The 20,825-nt window shown below is 53.5% G+C and carries 11 protein-coding genes; 4 read left to right on the forward strand and 7 right to left on the reverse strand.

From position 1 onward, the window contains the following. Window positions 1-13: 13 nt before the first annotated feature. The 3 genes from RQI55_RS16790 to RQI55_RS16800 all read right to left on the reverse strand — a co-directional run bounded on the left by RQI55_RS16790 (window position 14) and on the right by RQI55_RS16800 (window position 8,792). Window positions 14-973 carry a glycosyltransferase family A protein gene (locus RQI55_RS16790; RefSeq protein ID WP_052496951.1) on the reverse strand — a complete coding sequence of 320 codons (960 nt, stop codon included), beginning with the start codon at window positions 971-973 and terminating at the stop codon, window positions 14-16. A 99-nt stretch (window positions 974-1,072) separates the two neighbouring features. After that, window positions 1,073-2,407 (reverse strand): oligosaccharide flippase family protein, encoded by a 1,335-nt coding sequence (locus tag RQI55_RS16795; RefSeq protein ID WP_311273160.1) that lies wholly within the window; start codon window positions 2,405-2,407, stop codon window positions 1,073-1,075. A gap of 151 nt (window positions 2,408-2,558) precedes the next feature. Beyond that, window positions 2,559-8,792: a cadherin domain-containing protein gene (locus RQI55_RS16800; protein WP_311273159.1), complete on the reverse strand. Its 6,234-nt coding sequence runs from the start codon at window positions 8,790-8,792 to the stop codon at window positions 2,559-2,561. 211 nt (window positions 8,793-9,003) lie between these two features. Between RQI55_RS16800 and RQI55_RS16805 the strand changes: the two genes are divergently transcribed. Beyond that, window positions 9,004-11,313, forward strand: a complete 2,310-nt coding sequence (locus tag RQI55_RS16805; RefSeq protein ID WP_162196053.1) for a cadherin domain-containing protein — start codon at window positions 9,004-9,006, stop codon at window positions 11,311-11,313. A 20-nt stretch (window positions 11,314-11,333) separates the two neighbouring features. On the opposite strand, the gene RQI55_RS16810 is transcribed toward RQI55_RS16805, so the two are convergent. Next, window positions 11,334-12,719: an O-antigen ligase gene (locus tag RQI55_RS16810; RefSeq protein WP_042619897.1), complete on the reverse strand. Its 1,386-nt coding sequence runs from the start codon at window positions 12,717-12,719 to the stop codon at window positions 11,334-11,336. Between the two features lie 74 nt (window positions 12,720-12,793). Continuing rightward, window positions 12,794-13,507, reverse strand: coding sequence for a hypothetical protein (locus RQI55_RS16815; RefSeq protein WP_311273158.1), 714 nt, complete (start codon window positions 13,505-13,507; stop codon window positions 12,794-12,796). A 352-nt stretch (window positions 13,508-13,859) separates the two neighbouring features. Between RQI55_RS16815 and RQI55_RS16820 the strand changes: the two genes are divergently transcribed. From RQI55_RS16820 to RQI55_RS16830, 3 genes are all read left to right on the forward strand, one after another. Then, a complete protein-coding gene (locus RQI55_RS16820) occupies window positions 13,860-15,050 on the forward strand; it encodes a glycosyltransferase family 4 protein (protein ID WP_243258229.1) in 1,191 nt (396 codons plus the stop codon). 55 nt (window positions 15,051-15,105) lie between these two features. Further along, a complete protein-coding gene (locus tag RQI55_RS16825) occupies window positions 15,106-16,254 on the forward strand; it encodes a glycosyltransferase (RefSeq protein WP_311273157.1) in 1,149 nt (382 codons plus the stop codon). Between the two features lie 105 nt (window positions 16,255-16,359). Continuing rightward, window positions 16,360-17,592 (forward strand): hypothetical protein, encoded by a 1,233-nt coding sequence (locus RQI55_RS16830; RefSeq protein WP_311273156.1) that lies wholly within the window; start codon window positions 16,360-16,362, stop codon window positions 17,590-17,592. 193 nt (window positions 17,593-17,785) lie between these two features. On the opposite strand, the gene RQI55_RS16835 is transcribed toward RQI55_RS16830, so the two are convergent. Together RQI55_RS16835 and RQI55_RS16840 are read right to left on the reverse strand one after the other, a co-directional pair. Further along, complete coding sequence (locus RQI55_RS16835; RefSeq protein WP_243258226.1) at window positions 17,786-19,048, reverse strand: HlyD family type I secretion periplasmic adaptor subunit; 1,263 nt, start codon at window positions 19,046-19,048, stop codon at window positions 17,786-17,788. A gap of 83 nt (window positions 19,049-19,131) precedes the next feature. Next, window positions 19,132-20,799 carry an ATP-binding cassette domain-containing protein gene (locus RQI55_RS16840; RefSeq protein WP_311273155.1) on the reverse strand — a complete coding sequence of 556 codons (1,668 nt, stop codon included), beginning with the start codon at window positions 20,797-20,799 and terminating at the stop codon, window positions 19,132-19,134. Window positions 20,800-20,825: the final 26 nt, after the last annotated feature.

Consider the following 20,825-nt stretch of genomic DNA (forward strand, 5'->3'; position numbering starts at 1 on the left):
TGTCGATTTCAGATTAGGGACGGGCATTTGTTCTGTTGACAATCCGCGACATCACTTCGCGCGTGGCCCCTATAGTTGCAAATGTCAGCATTTTGACGAAGGGTTTCAATCCACCGTCGTACCGATAAGCCTTGAAAAATCGCGGGTTGACGTGCGACTTGGCACCCGCCGAGTAACGCGCATACTGCATAAGCTCAAGATTTATAAGCCGCTTTAGCAGCTTCAGCGAAGGATCCTGGGTATCCTTGATCAGTTCCAGCGCACTCGTAACTACGATAGGCACAGCCCCATGCCGTGTCGTACGCGTTACGCGGTTTACCGTATCCTGACGGAACTCTGCAGTTTCCTTGCCGCTGAATGCAGTTTTTGCGCGTGCAGTCGCACGCAACCACATATCCTTGTCACCGCCGCGTCGTGCCTTGCCAGCAGGAAACAAGCCAGCCTCGATCAATACAGAGCGGCGGAATGCCGATGCGCCCGTCCATATGGGGCAGAGACCCGTCTGGAGCCAAGGCTGCAATATGTCATGGAGTGCGAGTGCCTTCCCAACAGGGATCGGCGCAAGAGTACCGGCATAGCTGCGCTGCTTGCCGCCCTCTACTATCTTGACCCCTGAAAAGCCACAGCCAACATCTGGCCCCGCCGCCACAATGGCAGCCGAGAGAGTTTGCAAATGATCGTTATGCCATACGTCGTCCGCATCAAGAAAAGCGATCCAGTCGGCGGTTGATGCCTCGATGCCGAAGTTGCGCGCTGCATATCCGCCTGGCCCGGGAGGTGAACGGTGCAGCAACCGGATACGATTATCCCGCGCTACAAAGCTTTCGACAATCGAAGGCCCTTCATCTGAAGACCCATCATCGATCACGATGATTTCCCTAGGGGCTAGTGTCTGTTGCAGCACGCTCTCCAAGGTTTCCGCGATATGAGGTCCCTTGTTGAATAGCGGAATGACGACTGCGATATCCTTCAAGCTGAAAATCCTTTGCCGCAGTTAATAAAACCGCAAACGCACACGCTCTGCAATAAAGCAACACCGGAAACGTTGGAAGATTCACGTCTCACTTTCGTATCAACCGTCAAGAGCATGGCGTGTAATCTCCTTCTTCAACATCGTCACCGTCGTCAACAAGATTGTACCGTAATGGACAACAAGGAGAAGACTATAAAACGCAATGACGTATTTTGGGTCCATAGCATAGTAGAGGGCAAAGACAAATGGGATGACTGAGAGACAGCAGCGCTCAAAGCTTATACGCAGGTTATATTTGTTTTTGTTGAGCACTGAAATGACGGAGGCGGTAGGAGATACGAGCAACTGCGCGAAAAGGAGTGGTGCCAGATATTGAGCGAAGGTGCCGGCCTGAGACCACTGTCCTCCGAAAGCAAACTCGAAAAGCGGCCTGCCGCCAATGAGAAGCACAAGAACGGGACCGGCAGATATGATTGCGGATTTCTTGCACGTGCTGATCAACAGCGAGAGAATTTCCTTTGGACGGTGCCTGCCGATTTTGGAAAGGATACCGATAAAGGCCTTGCTCGTTGTCTGTCCTATGAGATTTACGGTCGCAAAAAGAATCGAGAATGCAAGGCTTAGCTGTCCAACTGTTTCCGAGCCATACGCATAGGCGATCATCAAAATTGGGATTTGCGTAGCGAGCCCCGCCAGAATCTGGGCAGGCAAGCGAAATGTTGGCATTTCCCGGTAATAGCGGAAAAAGAAGAACAAACGTCCGAGGCTCGCACGGGTAAACAAAGATGGGATATCCATCTTGCTCATTCCGCGCAGTAAGGACAGAATTCCCATGGTGCGTTCTGCCACGCCACCGATAAGCAAGTTCAATGCAGCAGGGTGCCACCAACCCAATGCTATCTTGATGACTGCGCCCGAGATGCTTTGATTGAACTGAGAGCCTGCGATATTCTTGAACCTGCGACCGCGGATGGCCCACTGAAGGGCGACTTCATAAAGACCGGCTCCAGTGGTTCCGAGTACCAGAATCCACCAGTATGTGCCGATCTGCGGCGCCCCGAGCGCATTCCCCAGATGTTCACCAAAGATCAATAGTCCCACAGAAATGATTGGCGCAGATAGCAGCGTCATTGCGAGACAAAGCGCCAGAAGCAGAAATGCTGATCTTTCGCGCCTGGGCAGCGGGATGGCCAAGACGTATCTCAGGGTCACGAAGGGATAAAGAAAGTTCACGACGGTGTTGAAGATTGCGTAGAGACCGAAATCTTCTGGCGTGTACATGCGTGTCAGAATGGGCATCACAAGGATAGTGATGAGTTTGGCAGATGTCGCACCCAATAAAAGTACAATAAACCCTTTTTGCATCCCGTGGGCGTCATTGCCCAGCAAGCCGCTCAACCGCCTTTTGACGGCACTAAACAATGTTCGTGACATGAGATTTCCGGAAAATCGGTTATGTTTGGGTAAGGTATGGCGGCAATTTTTTGCAGATTTCGGCTGAAATCATCGTGAGGAGTAGAAGTTGAGCTTCCAACTTATACACCTCACGTTGTTAAGGCATGAAGAACTTTGGTAACCCCACGATTTACGAGAACAGGAAGTCATCGTGGCCGGGTGCGTTAAGCGATGTCACATTGATTATCAGATCCGCAGTTCTGTCGCCGTTTACATCGGCACTAACTTCGAAATAGCCTGATTTGGCTTGGACCGACACTTCGCCCTGATGGCCGGAAAATGCAGCGTTGTTTATAAATGTCAGGCTCTCCCCCGCCTGATGCAACGATGTGTTGATATCCCGGAGATCTATCTTGTCCACACCTTTCTCAAAGTCGGTAATCAGATCGATGCCCGTTGCAGCGCTGCTGTCACTAACAGAGTTGTATACAAAGACGTCGGCTCCCTTGCCGCCGGTGAGTGTATCAAGCCCGCCCTTGCCGGAAATGACGTCATTTCCATCGCCACCGATGATGCCGTTGTCCTGACCATTTCCAATCACTGTATCGTTTCCAGCACCAGCATCGATCGCGCGTGTGATCCTGTCGAAAGAGACCGATGAGAAGTCGAGGTAATCTGCATCGGCCGACCCCTTGATCTGTATGCCAGCTTTGCCGCCGCTCGAAATCCGCTCGATGTTGGAAATAGAGGTCAGGCCGATCGTGGCATTGTTCATATTGCTCATAATCGTGTCGAAACCCTCGCCCCCGTCCACGCGGTCGAAACCGTTGTTCTGGAACGTGTAGTAGATAAAGTCGTCGCCACCGCCCGTGTTGATGATGTCCTGACCTCTGCCACCACTGATCTTGTCATTTCCCCCAAGCGTGGTGATCGTATCGTCCCCGTCGCCGCCATCAATCATCCAGTGATCGGAGGAGGGCACCTGGACAACGTCATTGAAAGCACTGCCGACAAGGTTCTGGTTTTCGACAACGTTGCTTAGGTTGACGACCAGCTCTAACGGTGCGGAGCGCCCCTGATCGTTCGATGCCACAACTGAGAGCGTGTAGCTTTGCTGGGCCTCGAAATCCAGCACTGCCCCTGCTGCCACGCTGATGACGCCGGTTGCGCTATTAAGAGTGAACCACCCGCTAGGGTCGATCATTTCATAGCCGGTCGCTCCATAGCCGGAGAGGGTGGCTACCACGGTACCCGCAGCTGAGTTTTCTGCGATACTACCGCCAATGAAACCAACTGCACTTGGAGCCTCGACAACGTCATCGACGCCTATCGAGAAGACCTTGTCGATGAAACTGCCGGCGGTATCGGTTATCCTGACAACAATGTCGTGCGACGCGGATGTTTCATAATCAAGTTGATGAACGCCCGCCACAGTGATGAGGCCCGTTGCCGCGTCTATCGCGAAGCGTCCGCCAGCATCGTCAACCATGGTGTACGACAAGGTATCACCGGCATCCGGGTCCGCGGCAACGATGACACCGGCCACGGTTCCAATTTCGGAATTTTCCGCCACATGGCCGCTAACGAGGGAAGCCGAGCTTGGGGCCTCGTTGATGTTGCTGACCTCAACGGTAATGGTGCGTTCCACAAATTGGCCCGCCGGGTCTGTAGCTCTGATGATGATCGCGTGGCTCGGCGAGGTCTCGTAATCGAGAAGCGTGCTGTCCTTGACCGTCAAGGCACCAGTTGTCGGATCGATTGAAAAGCGTCCACCAGCATCGTCGCTCAGACTATAGGAGAGGATATCGTTTGGATTTGGATCTTGTCCAAGCGCAGTTCCAACGAGTGTGCCGTTGACGCTGTTCTCCGCGATGACTGTGGGAAACAGCTGAACATCGGTCGGTGGCAGTTCCAATCCGCCCACAACATTTGCCACGGTAAGATCACCATCAGCGAAGCGGACCGTTTCGAACCCTACAATAATGTCGGCTCCGTCAGGCGAATCCTGACGGACATCATTTATGTGCAATTGCCCATCGACAATGGCAAAGCCGTAATCTGAAAAGGCTCCACCCAGAACGAAGGTATCGTTGCCGCTTCCACCGTCAGCAAAGTCATTGCCGCCGCCGCCAGTGATAACGTCGTCTCCACCGCCACCGTACACAGCATTATCGGAAGCGTTTCCGATGATTCTGTCCGCATATCTGGTGCCAACGATATTCTCGATGGCAATCAATTCATCGCCTTGCGCATCGCCGCCGACGCCCTTGCCGCCAGCCAGATTGACGGAAATCCCGTAGAGACTGTCAGAATAATCGACGGTGTCGATTCCCTGTCCGCCGTCAAGAATGTCGGCCCCACCACCACCGATCAGGCGATCATTTCCATCCATACCCATCAGGTGATCAGCGGCAGCGCCGCCGGTTATGATATTATCGAGACTATTACCGGTGCCGGTAAAGGTTCTGGTGCTGGTATGGGTAAGGTTTTCGACATTGCTTGTCAGGCTGTAGTTATCAAGGTTTGTCTTGACAGAGTCGGTGCCTTCATCCGCCAACTCATTTACAACATCGCCTGCATCATCGATGATATATGTATCATCGCCAGTGCCGCCGACCAGCGTATCTGCGCCGGCACCGCCGTCCAGCACATCGTTGCCATCCATGCCGTAAATGGTATCCGCTCCACCCCGTCCATAAATGGTATTCGCAAACTCGTTGCCGGTCAGCATGTCGGCGTAGTTGCTGGCACCCATGTTTTCAATGCTGTAGAGCAGATCTCCTGCGGCCGTATCGCCGAGATTGATGTTCGTGGTCAGGTTAACGGTAATTGCTGTCGCGGCCTTAGAGTAATCGACGTAGTCGTTACCTTCGCCACCGTAATAGGTGTCAGCTCCCAAAGAACCGTTGAACTTGTCAGCCCCGTCGTAACCGTAGAAAGTTTCCGAGCCGCTGCCGCCGGAAAACGTATTCTTGTCGCTATTCCCGTACCCGACAAAGGCTTGTGTGCCGGTATAGGAAATACCTTCCACATTGGCACCAAGCGTATAGCTTTCGAGCGAGGTTGAGATGAGGTCGGTTCCACCGCCGATTTGCTCTGCAACGACATCATCATAGGAATCGATGATATAGGTATCATTGCCCAGACCACCGATCAGCAGGTCCGCGCCTGCACCGCCATCTAGCGTGTCGTTGCCATCGCCGCCCTCCAGGCGGTTATCCGCACCGTTGCCGGTAATGACATCGTTGAAGGCGGTGCCAATCACATTTTCTATCGAACTGAACACATCGCCCGTCGCATCGCCGCCTGTCGCGACGCCGCTTGCCAGATTGACGGTAATGGCCAGACTGCTGCTGCGATAGTCTGCGGTGTCATTTCCGGCCCCGCCATCCAGCCTGTCAGCGCCGGCGCCTCCTGCGAAGATGTTGTCGCCATCATCGCCAGTCAGGCTATCGTCATAACGCGTACCGATAATTTTCTCGATGCTGATGAGTTGATCGCCCTCTGCATCCCCTCCGAGACCTGTGCCGAGAGCGAGGTCCACCGTTATAGCGGCCGCACTGGCGCCGTAATCCACGGTATCGATCTGATTGCCGCCATCAAGAATATCTGCCCCTGCGCTGCCGACAAATATGTTGGCTTCGTCATCACCGGTCAAGTTATCTGAAAACGCCGAACCAATAACCCGCTCAATGCCGCTTAACGTATCGCCTTCGGCATCGCCACCGGAACCTACACCCAGAAGCAGGTTGACCGTGACGCCCGAAGCGCTGTCTGCGTAGGAGGCGGTGTCGAGACCTTCTGCTCCTTCAAGAACGTCAGCCCCCGCGCCACCGCTGAAAGTTTCATCGCTGCTACTACCAATCAACGTATCGTTGCCTGCGCCGCCACGAGCTTCGATAATGCTGCCGCCAAGCCGGACCGTGTCATCATAATTTGAACCGGAAACAATTTCGATGCCCTGCAATATGTCGCCAGCAGCCTCTCCCGCTGTGCCTGCGCCAAGTATGCCATCGATTGTAATGCCAGCCTCTGCCGTCGAATAATCTACCGTATCAATGCCTTCACCGCCTATGAGATTATCTGCGCCAATACCTCCCGACAGCAGATCGTTGCCGCGTCCGCCTTCCAGGGCATTGTCGGCAGCATCACCGATCAGGACATCATCCAGTGCAGTGCCGATGACGCGCTCTATCTGCGAAAGCACGTCACCCTGTGCGTCGCCACCCTGACCGGTTCCCAGCGCGAGATTGATGACGACCGCCGCGTTGCTTGACGAATAGTCGGAGGTATCAAGGCCTTCGCCGCCATTCAGGCTGTCTGCGCCTTCTCCGCCGACAAGGATGTCGTCACCGTTGCCGCCGTCTAAAATATCCCCGCCCAAGCCACCTTCCAGACGGTTGGCACTGTCGTCACCTGTCAAATTGTCAGCAAAGTTCGAACCGCGCAGATTTCCGATGCCTGTGAGAATGTCCCCCTCGGCGTCTCCACAAAGATTGACATTGGTTTCCAGATTTACAGTTACGGCGGACTGGCTGGAGGTGTAGTCGGCATAATCCAAGCCACCTCCGCCTTCGATGGAATCTGCGCCTGCGCCGCCAATAAAGGTTTCGTTAGCGTTGCCGCCAATGAGCGTATCATTGCCACCAGAGCCGACGACGATTTCTATGCCGCTCAGCAAATCGCCTTCCGCATCGCCACCGCTGCCGGTCCCTTGTTCAAGGTTTACAGTGACCGGAGCCGCGCTCCCCGTATAATCTGCGGTGTCGATTCCTTCGCCGCCGTTCAGAACATCGGCACCCTCGCCACCGCTCAAGGTGTCATCACTACCACGGCCTTCGAGGACGTCATTGCCCGCGCCGCCGATCAAGTAATTCGTGTCGTCCGATCCAAAGAGTTGGTCATCGTAACTGGAGCCGACAAGTCCTTCTATATCGACGAGAAAGTCGCCCGCCGCGGCACCGCCGGGGGCTCCACCGGCCAGATCGACCGTAACGCCGGAATTGGCCGAAGCGTAGCTTGCCAAATCGAAACCCTTGCCTCCGATCAGCACATCTGCGCCGGCGCCACCGTCCAGAACATCGTTTCCGGCCCCACCGATCAGAAGGTCGTCGCCTTGCCCTCCCTCAAGAAGGTCATTGCCATCGGAGCCGCGCAGGACGTCTTCCCCATGGCCGCCGACCAGGATCGCATTACCGGCGTTGCTGTAGAGGTAAACGTCTTTCGTAGAACCTGAATAGATATAGGGGTCAGACAGTGCCGCAGCATTGATGCCACTGTCCTGGCCGTTCACGGTCAGGACCGAACCGGACCCTTTTCGCAGCCATGAACTGGTTGAACTGACCGAGGAAGTCAGGTCCGTTACCGTCAAGGCGGCGTTTTTCTCAGTCAGGTTGAATACTATGGTCGCCGGATCGGTATCTGAAATATGGGCGCTGTTAATCGTCGCCTTTGCGCCCTTGGCCAGCCAGAAATGGTTCTGGTTGCTTGCTCCGCCCTGAAGGTTAGGGTCGAGACTGACCACATCCTCGAGCACGGTATCAGTTGCCCAGAGGCGGTAATTGCGGCCATTGCCTTCCGATATCGTTCTGGTCAGCGTGGTGGATTGCGACTTGATATCATATCCGCCATCCGAATTGTTTGCCGAAACGGTGTCAATGAAATGAACGTTGTAGACGCCCCGTTCCGTCGCGAACCCGTCTCCATTCCAATAGGTGTTGATGGTATCAAGCGTGTTTGAAACTTCGACGCGACGGACAATGATATCGTGCGCGGTTCCATCAATGTGAACGCCGACCGCAAAATTGTCGCCGTCCTGGAATTGGCTGTCGGCCTTTACATCCTCAATCACCACGTCATGCGTATCGTATTGAAGCTTGATAGCCGCTTTAGAGAACCCATTAATATCTACATCGCGGATGGTCAGTCCGGAAATCGTCGCAGATGTTGCGTCGCCGGAAACATTGTTTTCAAAGAACCGCTGCACATTGGTCGCGGTGATATGTTCGATTGTCAGGTTCTTAATATCGTCGCCAACGCGGATCGCGCCATAGCCGATATTGGTAAAGCCCAGGTCGGAAAATGTTAGGTTATCGGCGCCAGCAATCAGGCGAAAGCCTTGTTCGCCTGCAAAGCCAGCGGGATCGTAAGGGTCGGACCGTGTGCCGACTATATTGGCTTCCATCGCGTTGCCGTTGCTGTCAACGCCGTGAATCCATACGGGTTGACCGTCCTCGCCGCCGTTTGTGATCACAATCGGGGTCGAGTCGAGCTTGTAGTCGCCCTGGTCAGCAATCATGCGCACTTCGCCGCCTGGGCCTGCCGCTGCTACAAATGCAGGGATATCATAAAGGCTGCCCGCGTTTTCGATGCTAGACCCATCCATAAGTCCCGCTCCAGTCGGGGAAACATAAAATGAAGCCATGGTCAGAAATCCTCGACGGTCCGGTTTATCTTGCACTGCGGTGAATGAGCATTCCATTAATAATTCGTTAAGCAAATAACGCAAGTAAACCTTGACTGTCATTGCACCGTACCCCGTGTTTTTTAGAGACATGGTAAAATTCGAAATATATTGGGAGGAATTCATTTGGATGTTCATGGGATATTTGGCCCAGATCCAGAAGGAAGCCCCAATGACCGATTTCTATATTTCTCCGACAGGTTGCGGTGACAAAAGCGGAAGCAGCATTGAGAACGCGGCATCGATCAACAGCATTAATACTGTGGTTACGCAGGCATCCGGCGGCGACCGGGTTGTGCTGATCGCTGACCAGGGTGACTATAACATTGCGAAATCGATCAATATTTACAGCGGTGGTGACGAGGGTAAGCCCATAACCATCGTCGGGATGTCATCGACCGGTCAGGAAATGGACGCGACTTTCGTCAGCAATCGGGCTGAAGTCTATTCTCCGACTGCCCAACAGGGCATCGAGATATTTCGGCTCAACGAAGGTTCCAACAACCTCGTCTTCGACAATGTCAATTTCAAAAATGTAGCAACCGCATTCCGCCTGGGCGGAAATCTGGAAAACATTACGATCCAGGACTCTTCTGCAGAGAATGTGAGCCGATATGTTGAAAACCTGGCCACAGGCAAGAATGTCGCTGCGTCCGTGGACGGGCTTACCATTCGCAATGTCGAGGTTGATGGCTTCGCCAAGGGTGTTGTCCGTCTGCAGTATGACAGCCAGAATGTCGTGATCGACAATGTCAAAGGTGACAGCCAGCATATCGACGGAGCAAGTTTCGCAATCGGCGTCCACATCGATGGAACTGCACATGACATCGTTGTGCGCAATACCGAGATTGGCAACATCACCGACACAACGAGCAGCTACTATAATGGCGATGGATTTGCCACAGAGCGCGGAGTCTATAACGTCGTCTTTGAAAATACACGGGCGTACAACAATACCGACGCAGGCTACGATATCAAATCGACGTCAACGCAATTGATCGGTGCCGTTGCCGACGGTAACAGCAGAAACTTCCGCATCTGGGCAACAGATACAGTGGCCGACGGCATTGTCGGGTTGAACCCCACTTATCACGGCGGTAGCAGCACCAAACCCGCCAATGTCTGGCTTGCTGCCGGTGCGCATGCAGATATCACAAACTCTCAATTCCTGGATGATGACGGTCTCGGTTTTCTGTTCGATCTTGCTGAAAACGGTGCGTCACTCGCCATCGGCGGCGTCGAAAGCAACCAGTCGGCAACCGGCAACTCGAAGCTCACAAATCCAGTCATCATGGGCAAGACCGCATCGCTGATCGGAAGCGTGGAGCAAATGCTGGCCAAGCCAGCGGAACTTCATGCAGCAAAGAATGCTATCCTCGAAAACACTGCGGCTGGCACATCAGTTGCCAAGGTCACTTCCGACGGGGCAAGCTCTTTCAAGCTTTCTGATGACGCTGGCGGCATGTTCAGAATCAATTCCCTTACCGGCGAAATATTCGTGGCGAATTCGGCTGGTCTCGATTACGAAAAGGCACACTCTTTCTCGGTGTCTGTCGTTGCATCCAATGCTCATGGTGCGTCGACGACCGCCACCTTTGTGCTGGAGTTGACGAACGTCGTCGAGAACCAGAGCGTGATCGGTACCGGTGCCAACGACCGTATGATTTTCACTTCGGCCGACAATTGGACGATCGATGGCGGTGATGGCAATGATTTGATCGTGACATCGGATGGCGCTGACCGTGTTCAAGGCGGGCGCGGTGACGACATCATCAACACGGGCGGCGGTGACGACACAATCACGTTTAGCCTTCAGAGCAACGGTTTCGATACTATCGACGGCGGTGCAGGGCGCGACACCATTCTCGCGGACAAGAACAACGCCACTATCGGCCTGCATTCCTTCACAGGTATTGAGGTTATCTCCGGCGGCGGTAAGGCTGGTATTCGTATCATGGGCTCTGCCGATGCGGACTATCTTGATTTCTCCAATACGGTCATAGACCGGATTACTCGCCCGATTGATCTTGGTGCCGGAGATGACGTTGCAATCGGAAATGCCCAGAACAACAGTTTTGCTGGCGGCGCAGGCCACGATATTATCATCGGGGCAGGTGGGAGTGATGTGATCGATGGCGGAGCTGGCAATGACTGGCTCTACGGCGACATGAAAGATGGATCGCCGCTTGCTGGCGGGGGCAATGATACGATTACCGGTGGTGCCGGTGACGATCACCTGTTCGGGGGACGTGGCGATGATACTTTTGTCTATTCAGGCAAGGGCTTTGGCCATGACACCATCTACGACTTCGGCCAGGCAAACGGCAATCACGACCATATCGATATCTCGGGAACCGGCCTCCACTACAGCGATCTTTCCATCAGCTATGGAGCCGCTGGAGCGCTTGTTCAGTTCAATTCTGGGGACAGCATTCTCCTGAAGAACGTCGCTTCTCTATCCGCCAGCGATTTTATCGCCTGATTTATACTGTCTCGGCGCGATCAAGCATCGCGCCGCAGAACATTCTCCTGCGATACGAAGTCGTCCCGAAAACCGGGGAGGCGTGGGCCGATGGGAACATAGGGTCTTTTCTGTGCAGGGACACGAACGGCTTCACTGAAGGAAAGCCCGACGAGTAATGAGTAGAAAATAAGCCCTTCGATGCTCCATATGGGCATGGTGGACATGTTGAGAACGAAAAACCCTACATATGCCAGCAGTATGAGAATGCTGTGTCTACCCTGAAGACTTCTTATGGACATCACAAGAAACAGCGACAAGAAGGACAACGATGCAAGGAAACCGAAAATCCCTGTGTCGTAAAGCGCTGATACCAGGGTATTATGTGCATATACCTTGAAGCTCCCCTCCCAGGATGAAGGCCCGAAGCCAAACAGCAATTGCATATTGCTTCCCTGCAAATACGCGCTGAGATATTGACTCCAGATATAGGGGCGACCGCTCATCAGGCGCCTTGCGTCAGTTGTATAATGATCGGGAATGACGAAAAGGCGGTCAAACTCTCCTGCTGATGCAAACAAATCGACGAAGCGGTCCTGGAAATGGATGCCTGCGAGTATCACAAGACCGATCATCGGCAGCATGATGATTGACAGTAGGATCTTCTGCTCGTTTCTGACTCCGCGCGAGGTGGTGACAAGGACAATTGCCGCAACGATTGGTAAAGCTGCGATCAAGGCTGTGCGATAGTTCGCCAGCACGATTGATGCAACGCCGATAGCGAGAAGACCCAGTCCACGCGCTTTCCAGTTGGCTGCGAAGATTCCCGCCACGAGAATGAATGTCAGTGAAACCATTGAGAAGCCGGATTCGTGATTGAAGCCGCCAATGACGCTGGCCGAACCATCAGTTTCATTGGCCTTGGCAACACCGAACACGAATCCAATAAACTGGAAAGCGACCGGCACTGCAAGTGCCAGCATCAGAACGCGTGCGACGCGATAGGTTCCGACCTCCAGATATGCTCTCATTGCTGCCGTGGCGATGACCAGGAAGTAAACGGCTTTGATCGAGCCATCTATTGCTCCTCCCATGAACCCGTTGAGAATGCCGCTGCTTAGATTTGCGAAAATCAACGCGTAACAGGGGATTGCCATCGGCGACCGAAAGGCCCGGAACCCGACCAGCAAAATTCCAATGCCGATGGTGGCTAGCGAAACCAGGGATATTATGGAAGCGCCGCCAACCGAGCGAAAGGTGTAGATCGGGAATTCTGCGGAAATGAATCGAGCCCACAGGGCGAGTGCGAGAAAACGAAGCATCACGCTTCGCTCCGTCCGAATGATTAAAAAGAAGCAGACCAATGCCACGCAGAGCCCAAGCAATGCAACGTGGGGGGGCAGCACACGCATAACGCCGACTTCCATAGCTCTACTTTCTCGCCATCAATAATCGGCACTAGCAATGAGTAAGGTTTGCCTGTCTGGCAATCAGAATATTGTCACCGGAAACGGGGAGGGTAATCAGCTACTGGTCCGGCCTTGTTATTGATATAGCCTTCGCTACCTTGCGAAGAAAGAAGTTTGGCGGGTATGCCGCCGACTACCGAGTCATCCGGAAAATCCTTGGTGACAACAGCATTGGCACCGACCGCGCTACGTTTGCCCAGACGGATGTGTCCAATAACCTTAGCCCCAGATCCGAGGAAGCTCTCATCTCCCACGATCGGCGCGCCCTGGCGCTCGCCTCTGTTCATATATCCCAAGACAACGCCATGCGTAAAATTCACGTTCGAACCGATTACTGAATCGCCGTGAACGTAGATCCCGCCAAATCGGTTAATAAATAAGCCCGGTCCAATGACTGTATATTCCGGAATTGCAATCCCGAATTTATAACGGCAACGCAAAAGCATATACTTCACAAAATAGTAAAGCCAATGGCGTGTCACTGGGTTTATCTTCAAGTATCCGCAAAGGCGCATCCATACTGTATATTTGAAACCCGGCGTCGCAATAAAATGCTTCAGGAATGACTTTGTATCGGCGCGACCAGAATAACGTGTGAGGTCGGCAGCCAGCAGATCTTTCAGCTGCCTGAAGGATCTCGCGCACCCTTCAGTATGTGCTTTACCCCAGACCTTTTCCGGTTCATCCATAGGTATGGAGGTGCTATTTTCGGAACCGGTAGCTGTGGTGGTCTGCATATCGGACATTCTTGTTCTCCGGTCTCTCTATAGCATTAGCAAACAAATCAAATTCCATAGGGCTTTGCCCACAGAAATCAAAGCGCCAGCGTAGTGATTTCATATCCGTCTGGTTTATAGTTCTATTAATCTTCCTGAATGCTTGACGAAATCGCAGGCACAACTTATCAGCCTTAACGATATAAAAAGATTCCAATCGACGCAATTCTTAAATCCGAATATAACCACTTCCATCTCAATCCTGGCCTGCGGGTTCGGCAGGAGCGTAATTCGGCCAGTGCGTAGACAATGACACGCGATCGATGGTCGGATTTGCCGTTCGTTCTGCATCGCAGCCACCTTACCGCAGGAATGGCTCTGAATGAACCGACCCGAAAATTCCAGTACATCAGTTCATGAGCCGATGTGCGTATGTGTGGTAGGCTTGCGTGGAATTCCAAATGTAATGGGCGGTGTGGAAACTCATTGCGAAGAGCTTTATCCCCGTCTCAAGCAAATTCTAGGGGACAAAATTCGAGTTAAGATCCTGGCAAGGCGGGGTTACGTCAGTGCACCGAGCATTTATAAAGGCGTAGAGGTCGTCCCGATCTATTCCCCGGCCAACAAATATCTGGAAACGATCGTGCATACTGCTTTGGCGATCATCCATGCGAAATTCCGCCACAAGGCAAATGCTGTCCACATCCATGCCATAGGGCCCGCGTTGATGGCTCCGCTTGCCCGACTTCTAGGTATGAAGGTGGTGGTCACACACCATGGTGAGGATTACCGCAGGGCAAAGTGGAACTGGTTTGCCAAGACAATGTTGATGCAGGGCGAGGCGATGGCCGTACGATTCGCTTCAAGGCTAATCGTCATCACGCACAACATAAAGGATCGGCTGAAATCCGAGTACGGAATAAAGGATCAGCTGATATCTTACGTTCCCAACGGCGTTTCCATCGGTGGTGATGTGAGCGTTGATGAAAGCATTCTCGAGGAATTTGGCCTGGGTCGTGGCGAATACGTGCTGGGCGTTGCGAGACTCGTACCGGAAAAAGGCTTTCAGGATCTGGTCAAAGCCTGGGCCAACGGGCGAGGCCGGAACCGCGCGAGGAAACTGGTCATAGCTGGTGACGCTGATCATCAGGACAAGTTTGCTCTGGAGTTGCTGTCTCACGCCAGCGAGGACATCATTTTTACTGGACGGCAGCCGCGCTCAAAGGTGCTGGCGCTCTTCAAATCTGCATCGCTGTTCGTTCTTCCTTCTTATCATGAAGGTCTTCCGTTTGTGGCACTGGAAGCAATTGCCTGCGGTGCGCCAATCGCGCTCAGCGATATACCTGGAAATCGCGAATTGGGGTTGGCAGAGCATGCCTATTTTCTCCCAGGGGATATGGACGCGATGACAGCCCGCTTGAGTGACGACCCAAAAATATACGAGGCTGACAAACGCATACTTGACAACTACAGCTGGGAATTTATCGCCAGCCGGACAGCTGCCCTTTATGCTGATCTGTTGAGTATGGAGCCGCCACCTCCAATCTATGCGACGACAGCTGCCAATCCGTGACCGTTCAATGCCGCTGCCTCGTGTCTCCAGCCATTCCAGTACGATCGAGAAGAAGATGACGACTATCGCCAGATCGCCAAAGCTGATGTTTGTTATTAATTCTTTGGAGGGTGGCGGCGCCGAGCGCGTTCTGTGCACGATTTCGCGCGAATTTGCAGCCTCTAACCCCGGTGTCGATGTCCATATTGCAACGCTGGATGACGTAGAAGACAAATACAGTGTACCTGACAGCATAAAACGGCACCGTCTGGATTCCAAAGGCGCGATGCTGGCGAGCCTGAGAAATTTGCGCCGCGTGCTGAAGTCGGAAAGACCTGATGCGGTCGTTGCGTTCCTGACTCGATCCAACCTTGTTGCGGCACTTCTTGGCAAGAAATTGGGTATCCCCACATTGATCAGTGAGCGCGTCAATACGACGAGCCATTTCTCGACGAGGCGCGCTGCGGGTATCTATAAGTTTCTCATTCGCCTTATCTATCCGCTCTCCCGGCGCATTATCTGTGTCTCGGGTGGAGTGAGCGAGGATCTAGCCACCAATTTTGGCATATCCCGGAGTAAGCTGGTAACCGCTTTCAATCCCTTGGATATTGAAAGGATCAAGTTGCTGGGTTCGCAAGAGCCCGCCATTGCTCTTCCATCAAATTACTTAGTGTCCGTCGGTCGGCTTATGCCCAACAAGAACCACGCGCTGACCATCAGCGCACTTGCCAGGTCCAAGACGGATTTCAACCTTGTGATCCTGGGCGAAGGGCCGGAGCGTTCCTCCCTCGAGGCACATGCTCGCAACCTTGGTCTGGCCAGTCGCGTACAATTCGCCGGTCATCTTGCGAATCCTTATGCTGTTGTTGCAAATGCGCAGGCTTATGTTTCCTCCTCGCTTGCAGAAGGCTTTCCCAATGCCCTTGTAGAAGCAATGTGTCTTGGGCGACCCATTCTTTCGACCGACTGCGACTCTGGACCGTCGGAAATTCTCGACGGCCGCGCCACTTTAAAGGTCACCAGCTGTACTGAAGCTCCCCACGGACTTCTCGTGCCGGTTCTGAACGAGGAGGCGCTGTCCGATGGTATACGGAAACTGTCCGATCACGCATTGAGAGCAGATTATGGCCACCGTGCAACAAACCGCGCGCAGGATTTTTCCATGGAGAAAGCTGTAGAGGCTTACTCCAACATTATCCGGTCGGTCGCTGCTTTGGAACCGTAAGGCGTCGCCTAGAGCCTAAGTCCAGTCAAACGTTAGATTGAAATATTTCTGTCAGATTCATTCTCTAAGAAATAATTTTTTATCAATAATAATAAAGTGTTGAATATGCAGGACGCCGCCAGAATTTCTTCGCCCAACAAGCGGATAGCTTATCTTGATATCTTCCGCTACTCGGCAGTAACATTCGCGATTATTTCCCACATCGTGATACATCACCAGATCTATGACGAAACGGCGTCGGACGAAGCCGCGATGATGAAAGCCGTCACACGAGCGGCAACGCCTGCCTTACTTGTTTTGTTCGGGATGATGATCGAGCTGGTGTATTACCGTAAATACAAGACGTCCTTCAAAGGAGCCATGACCAGCTTAATCCAGAGAGCGATTATGTGCTATCTCGCTCTCGTCGCCCTCGCGACTGCCTTCTTTGTGAGTGGAGCCATGACCGCGAAGGGTCTAGTAGGGGGCATCACTCTTCTCGGCCAGGTGCATAACAACGATATCTTCAAGCTATACATGATTCTACTTGTTCTGACCCTGCCGCTGCTCTTCATCCGCCACCGATGGGGCGCTATTGGTGTTGGCGCGTTTGTGGTCACTTTGTGGGTCGGTCACCATCTTCTTCTTAGCAGCTTGTCCCCGCTGCCCTATCCGCTGGGTCATATAGGCTCTTTGACGATGGGCATTGGATCAGGGTTTGGCCCCAGTATTCTTCACAGCAGCGTACTGCTTGTGTTCGGTATGGCGCTAGCGGCGGCGCTCTTGACTGAACGTAACAGCAGCGCAAGGCGATCCTGGCTGGTGCTTTCAACTGTCATCATTGCCGGGGCTTTGATAGTCATTCTCCACCAAATGATCACATACGGACCAATGGGCGTTGTCCGAAAGATCGCTGTGATCAGGGAGTGGCGAAACTCTCATCACCTTGGCTATTATGCGTATGGAATATTAGCCGCTTCGCTGCTTCTCCTCTTTGCTGTAGTGGGTGATCGTCTCCTTCCTGCGCGAGCTAAGGCCGCTATCTCGAAAGCAGGAGGCGTCACTCTCATGTACTTTTTCCTAGCCAATCTTCTGTTGGCCCTTATTCCTACATTCGCAATGCCAGCGTCTGCTATTTCTGCAGCACTTGTGCTTGTCTATGTCGCGGTTTTCACAGCCCTTGCACTTTGGTGGGCGAGAACCGGCAAGAATATGCCGATGGCCAATATCTACATGAATGCCATCGGCGCTTTGTCCAGATCGGTCGCCGAGAAGCTTTCGCCTTCAGTCACATTCATGAGTGCGACCGGCAATTCCGATATAGAACGTGCTTCCGACGGCGCAAGCAATGCGCGATAAATGAGTAAAAGCTTGAGGTGGACTTGCGTCGCAAAGGTAAGGCGGCATTTTCAGATCAAGCGGCTATTTTCTCGAACTGTGCTGGGCTTAGAGTGTCAAACGCAGGGCCTTCGCGTCGGCATTCCGGTTTCCTTTTAACTCAAGAAAACCTCTCCACTTTTCCGATGCAAGCCCACCATGGTCCTGCCTCGGTTTACTGACGAAACGCGCGTCTGAAGCTTTGCACGAAGGGTTCAGCGATATATTCAGCAAATGTCCGGTCACCGGTGACCAGATAAGCCTCCGCTGGCATGCCGGGTACAATCGGTGGCAACGGTTTGTCGCCCGTTGCATCTACCGCCAGACGGACGACGAAATAGCTCTGCCCCGTCGCCTCGTCTTTTGTCGCGTCGCCTGCCACAAACTCGACATGCGCGTCGGCAGGGTCGAACAAATGGCGATTGAAAGCAGACAGGACAACCTTCGCTTTTTGTTGCGGAAATACATTGTCCACATCGGTCGGCTGTATATGCGCCTCGATGAGGAGGGGGCGACCTTCCGGCACAATCTCAAGCAGAGGACGATAAGGCTCTACCGCGCTGCCTATGGTGTTCACATGCAGTGTCTTTACGACACCGGTAACGGGCGCTCTGATATCGACACGGGCAGCGGTCTCCGCTTTGCCGGCGAGTGTTTCAATCGCTTCGATCAATTCCGAACGCGTCTTGGATAGTTCATTGCTGACCTTCTCTTTGAATTGCGAACGGGTCGAGCCGATGCGCTGATCTATCTCCTCAATCTGGTGGCGTAATGCCGCGAGCGTTGAGTTCATTTTTGCGATTTCGCCGCGAGCCGAACCCTCCTGCCGCTCCATCTCGCGCAAGGCGCTTTCACGCCCGAAGCCATCCTTTATCGCAGTACGTCGCAATTCAACATCGGTGGCAAGACTTGAGAGCTGGCCGTTAAGGGCATCGAGTTGACCCTGAGATCCGAGCATTTGCTCCTCGAAAGCCCGACGCTGCGCCAAAAGAACCCCAAGCGTATCCGAAAGCTGTGTGCGACGGTCGCGGAATTCGGTCATCTGGTCATTGATGAGATAATCGATCAGGGTTGCTTCGAGACCCTCTACAGATTTTGGAAGGGTATCTATCGATATGGCAAGATCATTGCGATCAAGCTGCTCAGCGGTAAGTCGCTGCTGTCGTGCAGCCAAGCCGGCAATCCTCGCCCGTAGCTCCTGAAGCGCGGATTGTTCCTGAGCGCGCTGCAACGTCGCGACAATGTCGCCTTCCTGGACATGGCTACCCTCACGGACCAGCAGCGCCGCCAGTACACCGCCTCGCTCATGTCGAACAATCTGGGCATTGCTGTCTGTAACAATCTTGCCCGTGGCAATAATTGCCCCCGACAACGGCGCGCTGAAAGCCCAGGCGGAAAAGCCGCCTAGAAGGAGCGCGATAACCCCAAGACCTGCCATTGCAGGTCCCCGGATAGAGGTGATTGCGTCAATGGAGCCCGGCAAGCGGTTCGCCCCGCGAGATTTAGTGCCACCCTTCTTCATCAAAGCGCACCACTGGCAGGCAAAGCCTTCGCCCGCACCATATGCACATCCGCCACTCTGCCCGGTGTCGGGCGTGGTGCAATGGCCGTCAATTTGCCCTTTTCCATCATGTAAACCTGGTCCGCCACGGAGAGAATCCGATTCCGGTGGGTCACCATCAAAATTGCACAACCTCTAGCGCGCTGCTTTACCAGCGCCTCAGTCAAAACAGTTTCACCCATGCTATCCAGGTGGCTGTTCGGTTCATCCAGCACCAGAACCTTGGGACTACCAAAAAATGCGCGTGCCAAAGCAATGCGTTGGATCTGCCCGCCAGACAACCGCAAACCTCCGGCCCCTACGCGTGTACTATAACCGTCAGGCAATGTTGCGATAAAACTATGGGCCCCTGCCGCCATGGCCGCCTCAAGAACGGCTTCATCGGTCACAGACGGCCCAAAGCGACCAATGTTTTCGGCCACCGTTCCCTCATGTAATATGCTTTCTTGTCCCATATAGCCAAAACTTGCGCCGCGCTGGGCACTTGGCCAATGGCGTAGCGGAAATCCGTCAAGCAGTATTTCGCCCGCGGTTGGCAGCATCGTCGCTGCGGCAATCCTTGCCAGCGTGGATTTCCCCGAGCCACTTGGGCCGACAAGCGCGGCAATCTGGCCCGGTTGAAGAACAAGACTTACATCTTGAAAGAGAGCGGGGCTCGACGCGTCGCGGCTGAACGAAAATGCGGCCTGGCGAATTTCAAGACGGCCAACTGGCTCAGGCAGTGTCATGAGGGGCCGCGAATTTTCCGTCGTTTCGAGTTTTGTAAACGAACGGTCGACTTCCCGAAACGCCATCAGCGCCTCATTGATCTGGCGCCATGACCCGACAACTTGTTCGACGGGCATGAGCGCACGAGAAGATACCAGCGACGCTGCGAAGATTAGGCTAGCAGACATTTTGCCTGTGATCACCAACCATGCACCGGCGCCCAGCACCAGTACCTGAATACCTTGCCTTACAAATCGGGACATACCGTAAAAGCTGGCGTTTGTTTTGGCCAAGGAGTCGATCGGCTTTGATGCGGCCAAGGCAGCGTTGCTCCAACGCTGAACCATGTTGAACCCCATTCCCATAGCTCGGATTTCTTCGCTCTGGCGCAGGGCATCCCCTGCATGGCGCATCGCCTTGCCTTGCAGGAATGAGAGATTGCGCGAGCCTCTGTCTTCAATGCGCTGATTGGCGAACGTCACAAGAACCAGCAGAACGATACCGCCGACTGTAGCCCAGCCAATGACAGGATGAGCAAGAAACATGAGGCCCAAAAATAACGGTGCGAAAGGGAGATCGAACAAGCCGGTGAAACTGCCGCTCGCAATGAAACGCTTGACGATTCCCACCTTGCCTATCGACCCGGAGGTCTCCGACAGGATTTGAGCGCCATGCCCATCCGACGCGGCCATAATCAGCTTTGGCATGACCGAGAATTCGTAAAGGGAACTCAATCTCTGGGCAATGATTTGTCTGACTGATTCAATACAGCCAAAAACAAAAAGCCCTCCGCAAGCGATGATAGTCAGGAAAACGAGTGTCTCCACGCTACTGCTTGGTAACACACGATCGTATACCTGCGTCATGTAAAGCGGAATGACGAGAAGCAGTAGATTTGTGAAGGTCGTAAACAGCAGCATCCAGAAAACGCCACCCCTCATACCCT

The sequence above is a fragment of the Rhizobium sp. WCS2018Hpa-16 genome (assembly GCF_031843705.1).
Classification (GTDB): Bacteria; Pseudomonadota; Alphaproteobacteria; order Rhizobiales; family Rhizobiaceae; genus Agrobacterium; species Agrobacterium tumefaciens_C.